Genomic DNA, 12,280 nt, shown 5'->3' with positions numbered 1-12,280 from the left:
TCCTCATGACTATCGCTGTTGAAAACCTCGGCAAGCTCGAGCGTCGCTTTACCATCGCCCTGCTCAAGCAGGACGTCGAAAAAGAAGTTGCTACGCGCATCCAGAAGCTGTCGAAGACGGTTCGTATGCCGGGCTTCCGCCCCGGCAAGGTGCCCCTGAAGATGGTCACCCAGCAGTATGGTGGTCAGGTCGAAGCCGAAGTCGTGAGCGACAAGGTCGGCCAGCAATTCTTCGAAATCACGAAGGAGCAGGATCTGCGCGTGGCGGGTCAGCCGCGCTTTGCGCCGAAGGCCGACGCGGCCGAGACCGAATACGCGTTCGACGCGACGTTCGAGGTCTACCCGGAAGTCAAGATCGGTGATCTGGCCAACGCCGAAGTCACGCGCACCACGACCGACGTCTCGGAAGCCGAGATCGATCGCACCATTGATATCCTGCGCAAGCAGCGCGTGCACTACCACGTGCGCGGCGAAGCCGGCGAGCACGGCGACGGCGGCTCGGTCGAGGCCAAGGACGGCGACCGCGTGACGGTCGATTTCGTCGGCAAGATCGATGGCGAGGCATTCGCCGGCGGCAGCGCTGAAGACTTCGTGTTCGTGCTCGGCGAAGGCCGTATGCTGCCCGAATTCGAAAAGGCGACGCTGGGCCTGAAGGTTGGCGAGTCGAAGGAGTTCGAACTCAAGTTCCCGGACGAGTACCACGGCAAGGAAGTGGCCGGCAAGACCGCCACGTTCACCGTGACGCTCAAGAAGGTGGAGTGGGCTCACCTGCCGGAAGTCAACGCCGAGTTCGCCAAGTCGCTCGGTATCGCCGACGGCAGCCTCGAGAAGATGCGCGCCGACATCAAGGAAAACCTGTCGCGTGAAGTCAAGCGTCGCACGCAGGCGTTGCTCAAGGATCAGGTGATGAACGCCCTGATCTCGGTGGCCGAGCTCGAGGTGCCGAACGCCCTGGTCGAACAGGACCAGGAGCGTCTGGTCGCGATGGCGCGTCAGGACCTCGCGCAGCGCGGTGTGCCCAACGCCGGCAACGTGCCGATCCCCGCGGAAATGTTCAAGGAGCAAGCCGAGCGTCGCGTCAAGCTGGGCCTGATCCTGGCCGAGCTCGTCAAGCAAAACGACCTGCAGGCCAAGCCGGAACAGATCAAGGCGGAAGTCGAGGAATTCGCGAAGAGCTACGAAGACCCGCAGGAAGTCGTCCGCTGGTACTATGGCGATCAGCAGCGCATGGCGGAAATGGAAGGTTTCGTCGTCGAGAACAACGTTGTCGAGTTCGTCCTGGGCAAGGCCAAGGTCACCGACAAGCAAGTTAGCTTCGAAGAGCTGGCTGGCAACACGCAAGCGTAATCGACCGCGTACGACCGACTGAACCGCCGCGGCCGCAAGGCCGTGGCGGTTCTTTTCCAAATGGCCCCCGGGCCTCCTCCCTGCGGCGCGCAAAACCATCTCGATAGAAGGGTCGAACCGATATGCTTACCCGTTCCGAATTGCTCGCCCAACTCGCCTCCCAACCCCAGAGCTCCGCCCTCGAGACGCAAGGCCTTGGCCTCGTGCCGATGGTCGTCGAGCAAAGCGGGCGCGGTGAGCGCGCTTACGATATCTATTCGCGACTCCTGAAGGAGCGCATCATTTTCCTGGTGGGCGAGGTCAACGACCAGAGTGCCAACCTCGTCGTCGCCCAGTTGCTGTTCCTCGAGAGCGAGAATCCGGACAAGGAAATCTCGATGTACATCAACTCGCCGGGCGGCTCCGTCTCGGCGGGCCTGGCCATCTACGACACGATGAAGTTCGTCAAGCCGCCGGTCTCGACCCTGTGCCTGGGCATGGCGGCCAGCATGGGCGCGTTTCTGCTTGCGGCCGGCGAGAAGGGCAAGCGCTTCGCGCTGCCGAACGCGCGCATCATGATTCACCAGCCGCTGGGTGGCGCGCGCGGTCAGGCGTCGGACATCGAAATCCACGCCCGCGAAATCCTGTTGCTCAAGGATCGCCTGAACCGCCTGCTTGCCGAGAATACCGGGCAGTCGCTCGAAGTCATCGCGCGCGACACCGACCGCGACAACTTCAAGTCGGCCGCCGACTCGGTCGAGTACGGGTTGATCGATCGCGTATTGGAAAAGCGTCCCTGATCGCGGCCCGACTCCGGGGCGATCGACGGTTGAAAGGCGTGACGCGGCATTCGGTATTTTCGTCTCGAAAATGCGGGTGTTCGCGTCAAGTCTTTGTCGTAAAAGGGAATTTGTCACTGTCGCGGGTGGGCCACACGCTCGCGCGGCATGGCGTTACAATGGAATTCACGTATGCCGCGTTTGCCGCCCCCGATGGGGGACGACCGGGGCGCAAATTGCTAGCAGGCTGACACAGATATGGTGGATAAAAAAAGCACTTCCAACGGCGAAAAGCTGCTCTACTGCTCGTTCTGCGGAAAGAGTCAGCACGAGGTCAAGAAGCTCATCGCGGGGCCGTCCGTGTTCATCTGCGACGAGTGTATTGATCTGTGCAACGAGATCATTCGTGACGAGGCCGCGGCAGCCGAGGACGAAAGCGGCAGCGGCGGCAAGTCCGATCTGCCCTCGCCGCAGGAGATCCGCGAGAGCCTCGATCAGTACGTGATCGGCCAGGACCGCGCCAAGAAGATTCTGGCGGTGGCGGTCTACAACCATTACAAGCGATTGAAGCACCTCGGCGACAAGCGCGACGAGGTGGAGCTGTCCAAGAGCAACATCCTGCTCATCGGGCCGACCGGCTCGGGCAAGACGCTGCTCGCACAGACGCTGGCGCGTTTGCTCAACGTGCCGTTCGTGATTGCCGACGCCACGACGCTGACCGAAGCCGGTTATGTGGGTGAGGACGTCGAAAACATCATTCAGAAGCTTCTGCAGAACTGCAATTACGAGATCGAGCAGGCGCAGAAGGGCATTGTTTATATTGACGAAATCGACAAGATCAGCCGCAAGTCGGACAATCCGTCGATTACGCGCGACGTGTCGGGCGAGGGGGTGCAGCAGGCGCTGCTCAAGCTCGTCGAGGGCACGATGGCTTCGGTGCCCCCGCAAGGCGGTCGCAAGCATCCGAATCAGGATTTCATCCAGGTCGACACGACGAACATTCTGTTCATCTGCGGCGGTGCCTTCGACGGTCTCGAGAAGATCATCATGAACCGCACGGAGAAGACGGGGATCGGCTTCGGTGCGACGGTCAAGACGGGCGAAGAGCGCGATGCCGGCGAATTGCTGCGCGACGTCGAACCGGAAGACCTGATCAAATTCGGTCTGATTCCGGAACTGATCGGCCGTCTGCCGGTGGTTGCCACGTTGGGTAAGCTTGACGAGGACGCCCTGGTGACGATTCTCATCGAGCCGAAGAATGCGCTGGTCAAGCAGTACCAGCGTCTGTTCATGATGGAGGGCGTGGAGCTGGAAATCCGCCCGGCGGCGCTGCATGCCGTGGCCCGCAAGGCCATCAAGCGCAAGACCGGGGCGCGGGGCCTGCGTTCGATCATCGAGCAGGCGCTGCTCGAAGTCATGTACGAGCTGCCGTCGCTCAAGGGCGTGACCAAGGTGATTCTGGACGAAAACGCCATCAGCGGCGACGGAAAGCCGCTTTTGATCTACCAGGAGCCGCCCAAGGTTGCCGGCTCCAATTGAACGGTCAACTCAATGCCACCGAAAGCCGTTCATGGAAACATGGGCGGCTTTTTTTCCTTCATACTAGTGCCACGGGCAATGAAACCCCGAGTGGTGCACCTTATCGGCGAAAGGGCCTCTCGCGGCCTCTTGTAATTCTCGCCGGCGGCCTCAATTAGCAGGAACACAACGGTATCGTTAAATATGGGGAACGAGATGTCAGGCACCCAAATCCTCCCGCCCGAAGCGATTCAACTGCCCCTGTTGCCTTTGCGCGACGTGGTCGTGTTTCCGCACATGGTGATTCCCCTTTTCGTGGGGCGTCCGAAATCGATCAAAGCGCTTGAAACCGCCATGGAAGGCGGCAAGCACATCATGCTGGTCGCCCAGAAGGCGGCCGCGAAGGATGAGCCCACGGCCAAGGATCTCTATGAGATCGGCTGCGTCGCGAATATCCTGCAAATGCTCAAACTGCCCGACGGCACCGTCAAGGTGCTGGTCGAGGGGATTCAACGCGCCCGCACGCTGAGTGTGGACGAAGAGGAAACCCAGTTCACGTCGGAAGTCATGCCGCTCGAGCCGGATGATGGCAATTCGCCGGAATCCGAGGCGCTGCGTCGTGCCATCGTCGCGCAGTTCGATCAGTACGTGAAGCTCAACAAGAAGATTCCGCCGGAGATCCTGACGTCGCTGTCGGGCATCGACGAAGCGGGTCGTCTGGCCGACACGATTGCGGCCCATCTGCCGCTCAAGCTCGAGCAGAAGCAGAAGATTCTGGAGATGTTCCCGGTCATCGAGCGACTCGAGCATCTGCTCGCGCAACTCGAGAGCGAGATCGACATTCTTCAGGTGGAAAAGCGTATCCGCGGCCGCGTGAAGCGCCAGATGGAGAAGAGCCAGCGCGAGTACTACCTGAACGAACAGGTCAAGGCGATCCAGAAGGAACTGGGCGAAGGCGAAGAAGGCGCCGATCTCGAGGAGCTCGAGAAGCGCATCAAGGCCGCGCATCTGCCGAAGGAAGCCAAGAAGAAGGCCGACGCCGAACTCAAGAAGCTCAAGCTGATGTCGCCGATGTCGGCCGAAGCGACGGTCGTGCGCAACTACATCGACACGCTGGTCGGTCTGCCGTGGCGCAAGAAGAGCAAGGTGAACAACGATCTGTCGAATGCCGAGAAGGTGCTCGACGAGGATCACTTCGGTCTCGAGAAGGTCAAGGAACGCATCCTCGAGTATCTCGCCGTGCAGCAACGCGTGGACAAGGTCAAGGCGCCGATCCTGTGCCTGGTCGGGCCTCCCGGCGTGGGCAAGACCTCGCTCGGCCAGTCGATCGCACGTGCCACGAATCGCAAGTTCGTGCGCATGGCATTGGGTGGTGTGCGTGACGAGGCTGAAATCCGCGGTCACCGTCGCACGTACATCGGATCGATGCCCGGCAAGATTCTGCAGAGCCTGTCGAAGGTTGCCGTGCGTAACCCGTTGTTCCTGCTCGACGAAGTGGACAAGATGGGCATGGACTTCCGTGGCGATCCGAGTTCGGCGCTGCTCGAAGTGCTCGATCCGGAACAGAACCACACGTTCTCGGATCACTACGTCGAAGTCGACTTCGATCTGTCGGATGTGATGTTCGTGGCCACCTCGAACTCGCTGAACATTCCGGCACCGTTGCTCGACCGTATGGAAGTGATTCGTCTGTCGGGTTACACGGAAGACGAGAAGGTCAACATCGCCCAGCGTTATCTTCTGCCGAAGCAGAAGAAGAACAATGGCCTGAAGGAAGGCGAGATCGATCTGACCGAAGCCGCCATCCGCGACATCATTCGTTACTACACGCGCGAAGCGGGCGTGCGCTCGCTCGAACGTGAGATCTCGAAGATCTGCCGCAAGGTCGTGAAGATGCTCTTGCTCAAGAAGGTCGAAGGCACCTCGATCAAGGTCGATGCGAGCAATCTCGACAACTTCCTGGGCGTGCGCAAGTTCGACTTCGGTCTGGCCATGAAGGAAAACCAGATCGGCCAGGTCACGGGTCTCGCGTGGACGGAAGTGGGCGGCGATCTGCTGACCATCGAAGCGGCGGTGATGCCGGGCAAGGGCAACATCATTCGCACGGGTTCGCTCGGCGATGTGATGAAGGAGTCGGTCGAGGCGGCGCGCTCGGTGGTGCGTTCGCGTGCACGGCGCCTTGGCGTGACCGACGAGCAGTTCGAGAAGCGGGATATCCACATTCACGTGCCGGAAGGTGCGACGCCGAAGGACGGCCCGTCTGCCGGTATCGCCATGACGACCGCGCTCGTGTCGGTGCTCACCGGTATTCCGGTGCGCGCGGATGTGGCGATGACCGGTGAGATCACGCTGCGCGGTGAAGTCCTGCCGATCGGTGGTCTCAAGGAGAAGCTGCTGGCAGCGCATCGCGGCGGCATCAAGCTCGTGTTGATTCCGGAAGAGAACGTGAAGGATCTCGCCGAGATTCCCGATACCGTCAAGAACGCGCTGGAAATCGTGCCGGTGCGCTGGATCGACAAGGTGCTCGAACTCGCGCTCGAACATGCGCCGGAACCGCTGCCGGAAGATGAAGCCAAGGCGGCGCCTGTCACGCCCACGGCGGATGCCAGCGGCAAGCAGGATGTCATCAAGCACTGACAGTCATTGATCATCGGGCAGCGTTGGCGGAGCGACAGGTTCAGCGAATGATCGCCTAATGGGAAAAGACGAAAAAAGCTCGGGGTTTTCCCCGGGCTTTTTTTATTCACGCAAAGTGCTCGAAAATAGCGACCGGAAAGTTCGGATTCAGGAGTACTTTCTATGCTGCCGGAACGGTGCAAAACGGCTTGACATCAGGGTTTCCGGCTTGTCTAATGGCAAAGCCAGCGGACCTCGCAGATCAATGTCAAGGCGCGCAAAGAGCGCCTCCGCGGCTCAATCGCCTACTATCCTTGCAAGGGGGTTACAGTGAACAAGACGGAACTGATCGAACATATCGCGGGTGAGGCCGACATTTCGAAAGCGGCCGCGGGTCGAGCACTTGACGCAATGGTGGGAGCAGTAAAGAAGGCGCTGAAGAAGGGTGATGACGTAACGATGGTGGGCTTCGGCACGTTCTACGTGGCCAAGCGCGCAGCGCGCGCAGGGCGCAATCCTCGCACCGGCGATGTGATCAAGATCAAGGCAGCGAAGGTTCCGAAATTTCGCCCTGGCAAAGATTTGAAAGATACGATAAACTAACGAGCTTTCCTGCTTCGGCAGGGGACAGCATCAAGAACAACACTTGAATCGGGAACGGGTGCTTAGCTCAGCTGGTAGAGCGGCGCCCTTACAAGGCGTAGGTCGGGGGTTCGAACCCCTCAGCACCCACCAGTTCCAGATCTTGGGGAGCGGTAGTTCAGTTGGTTAGAATACCGGCCTGTCACGCCGGGGGTCGCGGGTTCGAGCCCCGTCCGCTCCGCCAAATTGTGAAAAGGCGAACTTCGGTTCGCCTTTTTTGCCATATGACGTCCTAAGACGCTTCCAGACGACTTTTCCGATTTCGTATGTTCGACTTCATCCGCCGTCATCAACGACTGGTCCTCATCTTCCTGACGGTGCTGATCGTGCCGTCGTTCGTGGTGTTCGGCGTGCACGGCTGGCAGGAATACGCCTCGGATGCCGGCACGATTGCCAAGGTCGGCGATCAGACGGTGACACGCCAGGAGTACGACAGCGTGCTGCGCGCGCAGACCGAGCGCATGCAGCAAATGTTCGGCGGTGCGGTCGACGCAAGCCAGATCAATACGCCTGAAATGCGTAGCGCCGTGCTGGATAACCTGATCCAGCAGAAGTTGCTCACGCAGGAAACGCTCAAGAAGAACCTGTCGGTGCCTGATACGCAAGTGCGTGATGCGCTGCTCGCGATTCCGGCGATTGCGCAACTGCGCCGTGCGGATGGCTCGATCGATCAGGCCGCGTACGAGCAACTGCTGTCGGCGCAGAATCTGACGCCGCAACGTCTCGAGGCGCAGATCCGTTTCGAACTCGCGTCGAATCAACTGCCCACGAGTGTGCAGGCGAGCGCGATGCTGCCGAAGACGGTTCTCGACCGATTTGCACAATTGCGCGCCCAGCAGCGTGAAGTGTCTGCACTGAACTTCCCTGTGTCGGACTTCGCCAGCAAGATCACCCCGACGCAAGCGCAGATCCAGGCGTACTACGACGCCCACAAGGCCGCCTTCCAGACGCCTGAGTCCGCCGAGATCCAGTACGTGGTACTCGATCCGAAGGCAATGCCGGCGTCGGCGCAAGCGGCGCCGAGCGACGACGCGCTGCGCAAGATGTACAACGACAACCTGAAGCAGTACACCACGCAGGAAGAGCGTCGTGCATCGCACATTCTGATCGCATCGCCGGCAGACGCATCGCCGGCCGACCATGCAAAGGCGAAGGCGAAGGCCGACGCCTTGCTCGCGCAACTCCGCAAGAACCCCAACGACTTCGCCAAGCTGGCGAGCGAAAACTCGGAAGACCCGGGCTCGAAGGCCAAGGGTGGCGATCTGGGCTTCTTCACGCGCGATGCGATGGTCAAGCCGTTTGCCGATGCCGCTTTCGCCCTGAAGAGCGAAGGGGACATCAGCGATGTGGTGAAGAGCGATTTCGGCTATCACATCATCAAGCTCACCGGCATCAAGCCGGCGCAGACGAAGTCGTTCGACGATGTGAAATCGCAACTGGCCGAGCAGTATCGTCAACAGGAGTCGGCCAAGGCGTATGCCAAGCTCGCCGACCAGTTCACCAACGCGGTGTACGAGCAGCCTGACAGCCTGCAACCGGCCGCTGACAAGCTGAACCTGAAGGTGCAGACGGCGACCGTCACGCGCAAGCCGGATCCGTCGCAGGCACAGGGGCCGCTCGGCAACGAGAAACTGCTCAAGGCCGTGTTCGGCGACGAGTCGCTCAAGAACAAGCGCAATACCGAAGCCGTGGATGTGGGCCAGGGCGTGCTGGTCTCGGCGCACGTGGTCAGCTATCACCCCGCGGCCACGCCGCCGCTCGCGCAGATCGCCGCACAGGTCAGGGAAAAGACGATTGCCGACCTGGCCGAGCAGGAAGCAAAGAAGGCCGGTATCGCGAAGCTCGACGCGCTCAAGAAGGGTGGGGACGCGACGTTCGGGGCCGCGCAGACGGTATCGCGCGACAATCCGGGCAAGCTGGCACCGGCCGCGCTCACGGCCATCTTTGGCGCGGATACCTCGAAGCTGCCTGCCTACGTGGGCGTCGAGCTAGGCGATGGGCAAGGTTACGCCGTGTACCGCATCAGCAAAGTGACGCAGCCGGCCGCTCAGGATCCGCAGCGTCTTGCCGCGGAAGCACAACAGTTGAATCAACTGGCCGCACAGGCCGAGTGGAACGCCTGGTTGGGTGATCTGCGCGCGCGCTCGAAGGTCAAGGTGGTCAATGATGTCACCAAGGCGTCGAGCAACTGAGCGCCTGAGCGACAAGAAGACGACACAACGAAAAACGCGGCCGTGTGGCCGCGTTTTTTTACGTCTGGATCATGCGCCCGATTTCGGTGTGCGGGTGTCTGCCGCTTTTCCCGATGGCTTGCCTCCCGGTTTGAGCAGCGGTTTCACCGTCGGCCACACGTTCTGCAAGATCTGGGGATGGGCTTTGGCAAGCGGATGGATCTGATCCTGCTGGAACCAGTCGGGGTGCTCCACAACGCCGGCCAGCAGGAACGGCACGTAGCCCGTCTTCTCCTGTTTGGCGAGCGCGGAGAACATGTTGAAGAACTGTTCGCTGTAGTCGGGGCCGTAGTTCGGTGGAATGCGCATGCCGACGACGATCACACGGCTGCCTGCCTTGCGTGCAGCGGCAATCATCTCGCGCAGGTTCGTGCGTGTGAGATCGAGTGGAATGCCGCGCAAGGCGTCGTTGCCGCCCAGTTCCAGAATGGTGATGGCGGGGTGGTAGCGCGCCAGCAGGGGCGCGAGGCGGGCACGTCCGCCGCTCGTCGTGTCGCCGCTGATACTCGCATTGACGACGCTATAATCGAACCCGTTTTGCGTGATCGTCTGCTGCAGCAGATTCACCCAGCCGGCGCCGCGAGCGATGCCATATTCCGCCGAGAGGCTGTCGCCCACGACCAGGATCGTGGGCGCTCCCGAACTTGCGGCGTTCGCCGCGGTCCCTGAGAGCATGCACCAGCCAATCAAGGCTGAGGCGGCCAATTTCAAGAACTCTCTTCTTGCCATGTCGTTTTCCGAAAACGTAATTGAGGTGCGGGGCCTGGGGAAGCGGTTGCGCGATGCCACCGGTGAGCTGGTCATTTTGCAGGATATCGATTTCTCCGTCGCGAAAGGCCAGAGCGTTGCCATCGTCGGCGCCTCGGGATCCGGCAAGTCGACGCTGCTCGGGCTGATGGCGGGCCTCGACACGGCGACCGACGGCAGCATCACGCTATTGGGCAAATCGCTGGGAGAACTCGACGAAGAGGGGCGTGCGGCATTGCGGCGCGGTGCCGTGGGGTTCGTCTTTCAATCATTTCAGTTGATGCCGCATCTGACCGCCCTCGAGAACGTGATGCTGCCGCTCGAATTATTGGGTGAGACACGCGACGTGCGCGATCGTGCCGTAGACATGCTGGACCGGGTGGGGCTGGGGTCGCGCCTCACGCATTACCCGAAGCAGCTCTCCGGCGGCGAACAGCAACGTGTGGCGCTCGCACGTGCGTTCGTGACCGGGCCGGTCGTGCTGTTTGCCGACGAACCGACGGGAAGTCTCGACACGGCGACTGGCGAACGAGTCATCGACCTGATGTTCTCGCTCAACAAGGCGAGCGGGGCTACCCTGGTCTTGGTCACGCACGATCTGGCGATCGCACAGCGCTGCGATGCAACGGTGCAGCTCGCGGGCGGGCGGTTGGTCCGGCGCGAACCGACCTGATCCAGCGACGCCCGTCTCACACTCCGTCAGCGTTTTTCCTTTAGCGCTTCGCCCGCCAGTCGGATCAAGGAGGCGGTCGAGGCGTCATGGGCATCGGACCGGAGCGAATCCGGGTCGACGAGCTCCGGTTCGATGGCGCGGCACAACGTCTTGCCGAGCTCCACGCCCCATTGATCGAACGGATTGATGTTCCAGATGGCGGCCTGCACGAATACCTTGTGCTCATAGAGCGCGATCAGCGCGCCCAGTCGCTCCGGCGACAATTTGTCGATGACCAGCGTGTTGCTGGGACGATTGCCGTCAAAACGGCGTTGCGCGCCCAGCGGGCCACCTGCCTGTTCCGCCGTGGCCATCGAACCGCCCTGCAGCAATGCCTCGCTCTGCGCGAAGCAGTTGGCGAGCAGCTTGCGGTGGTGATCGAGCAGGCCGGGGGCGTCGTACTGCGGCTCCAGCACGGCGATGAAATCCACCGGCACCAGCGTGGTGCCCTGGTGGAGCATCTGGAAGTAGGCGTGCTGTCCGTTCGTCCCTGGCTCGCCCCAGATGATGGGCGCCGTTTGCCACGCCACGGGGGTGCCGTCGACCTGTACCGACTTGCCGTTGCTCTCCATGTCCAGTTGCTGGAGATAGGGGGGAAGCTTCTGCAGCGCGTCGGTATACGGCGCGATGGACAACGTCTGGGCGTCGAAGAAATTCCGGTACCAGACGCCGAGCAGGCCGAGCAGCACCGGCATGTTGGCTTCGAGCGGTGCGTGGCGGAAGTGCTCGTCCATGGCATGGGCCCCGGCGAGCAGCGCTTCGAAATTCCGTGCGCCGAGATACAGCATGATGATGAGCCCGATGGATGACCACAGCGAATAGCGGCCACCGACCCACTCGCCGAACTCGAAAACGTTCTCCTTGCGGATGCCGAATCGCACAGCCTCTTCTGCATTCGTCGACACGGCGACGAAATGCCTGCCGAGTTCGCTTTCCGGAATGCCGTGATCGACGAACCAGGCGCGAATCGTGCGCGCGTTGGTCATCGTCTCGAGCGTCGTGAACGTCTTCGAGCACACAACGACCAGTGTGCTTTCGGGGTCCAGGGAAGGAAGTGTGCGGGCGAGTTCCGTGGGATCGATGTTGGCGATGAAGTGTGCCGACAGATCGTGACGCCCGTAGACGGCGAGCGCATCGCAGACCATGCGGGGGCCGAGATCCGAGCCGCCGATGCCGACATTGATCAGATGCCGGATGCGCTTGCCGGTGGCACCCACCCACGCGCCGCTGCGCACACTGTCGCTGAACGCGCGCATCCGGGACAGCGTGTCGCTCACGCCGTGACTGACGTCGCCCGAGGCATCGTGAAACGCCATCGTGCGCGGCGCGCGCAGGGCGACGTGCAGGGCGGCACGATCTTCCGTGACGTTGACGTTTTCCCCCGCCCACATGGCATCCCGCTTGGCAGGCAGCCCGCATTCGCGCACCAGATGCGTGAGCAGCGTCAGCGTCTTGTCGGTAATTCGATTCTTCGAGTAGTCGAGATACAGCCCGGCCGCACGCAGTGAAAAGCGCTCGACACGTGTGTTGGCGCCCCTGCCGGCAAACCAGTCGCGCATGTGCTGCCCGGCGATTTCGTCGCGATGCTCGAGCAGGGTGCGCCAGGCGGGGAGTTGATCCAGACGAACGGATGACTTGTACGGCATGTGCGATAGGAACATTTCGATAAGGCGAAGTATAACGGGAGTCGCCGCGCATACGGCCCGAAAT

At 61.4% G+C, this 12,280-nt stretch carries 9 protein-coding genes and 2 tRNA genes; 9 read left to right on the top strand and 2 right to left on the bottom strand.

The window, feature by feature from the left end:
- The first annotated feature begins 5 nt into the window (after window positions 1–5).
- The 8 genes from tig (at window position 6) to W930_RS0107165 (ending at window position 9,072) form a co-directional block, all read left to right on the top strand.
- Window positions 6–1,346 carry a trigger factor gene (tig, locus tag W930_RS0107200; RefSeq protein WP_023595738.1) on the top strand — a complete coding sequence of 447 codons (1,341 nt, stop codon included), beginning with the start codon at window positions 6–8 and terminating at the stop codon, window positions 1,344–1,346.
- A 122-nt stretch (window positions 1,347–1,468) separates the two neighbouring features.
- Complete coding sequence (clpP, locus tag W930_RS0107195) at window positions 1,469–2,125, top strand: ATP-dependent Clp endopeptidase proteolytic subunit ClpP (protein ID WP_023595739.1); 657 nt, start codon at window positions 1,469–1,471, stop codon at window positions 2,123–2,125.
- A gap of 237 nt (window positions 2,126–2,362) precedes the next feature.
- Window positions 2,363–3,643, top strand: coding sequence for an ATP-dependent Clp protease ATP-binding subunit ClpX (gene clpX / locus W930_RS0107190; protein ID WP_023595740.1), 1,281 nt, complete (start codon window positions 2,363–2,365; stop codon window positions 3,641–3,643).
- A gap of 195 nt (window positions 3,644–3,838) precedes the next feature.
- Window positions 3,839–6,259, top strand: coding sequence for an endopeptidase La (lon, locus tag W930_RS0107185; protein WP_023874528.1), 2,421 nt, complete (start codon window positions 3,839–3,841; stop codon window positions 6,257–6,259).
- 309 nt (window positions 6,260–6,568) lie between these two features.
- Complete coding sequence (locus W930_RS0107180; RefSeq protein ID WP_023595742.1) at window positions 6,569–6,841, top strand: HU family DNA-binding protein; 273 nt, start codon at window positions 6,569–6,571, stop codon at window positions 6,839–6,841.
- A 56-nt stretch (window positions 6,842–6,897) separates the two neighbouring features.
- Window positions 6,898–6,973: transfer RNA gene (locus W930_RS0107175), tRNA-Val, on the top strand.
- Window positions 6,974–6,987: 14 nt separating this feature from the next.
- Window positions 6,988–7,064: transfer RNA gene (locus W930_RS0107170), tRNA-Asp, on the top strand.
- Window positions 7,065–7,146: 82 nt separating this feature from the next.
- Entirely contained in the window at window positions 7,147–9,072 is a 1,926-nt protein-coding gene (locus tag W930_RS0107165) for a SurA N-terminal domain-containing protein (RefSeq protein ID WP_023874527.1), read from the top strand.
- Window positions 9,073–9,141: 69 nt separating this feature from the next.
- Here the strand turns inward: W930_RS0107165 and W930_RS26525 are convergent, their stop codons facing one another.
- Complete coding sequence (locus tag W930_RS26525; RefSeq protein WP_023874526.1) at window positions 9,142–9,786, bottom strand: arylesterase; 645 nt, start codon at window positions 9,784–9,786, stop codon at window positions 9,142–9,144.
- Window positions 9,787–9,838: 52 nt separating this feature from the next.
- Between W930_RS26525 and W930_RS0107155 the strand changes: the two genes are divergently transcribed.
- Window positions 9,839–10,531, top strand: a complete 693-nt coding sequence (locus W930_RS0107155; RefSeq protein ID WP_023874525.1) for an ABC transporter ATP-binding protein — start codon at window positions 9,839–9,841, stop codon at window positions 10,529–10,531.
- Between the two features lie 26 nt (window positions 10,532–10,557).
- Here the strand turns inward: W930_RS0107155 and pgi are convergent, their stop codons facing one another.
- Window positions 10,558–12,216 (bottom strand): glucose-6-phosphate isomerase, encoded by a 1,659-nt coding sequence (pgi, locus tag W930_RS0107150; RefSeq protein WP_023874524.1) that lies wholly within the window; start codon window positions 12,214–12,216, stop codon window positions 10,558–10,560.
- Between the last annotated feature and the right edge of the window lie 64 nt (window positions 12,217–12,280).

The sequence above is a fragment of the Pandoraea sp. E26 genome, assembly GCF_000681415.1.
In the GTDB taxonomy this organism is placed as follows: domain Bacteria; phylum Pseudomonadota; class Gammaproteobacteria; order Burkholderiales; family Burkholderiaceae; genus Pandoraea; species Pandoraea pnomenusa.
Note: the sequence above shows the minus strand (reverse complement) of the source record. Positions and strands in the feature narration are given on the sequence as shown.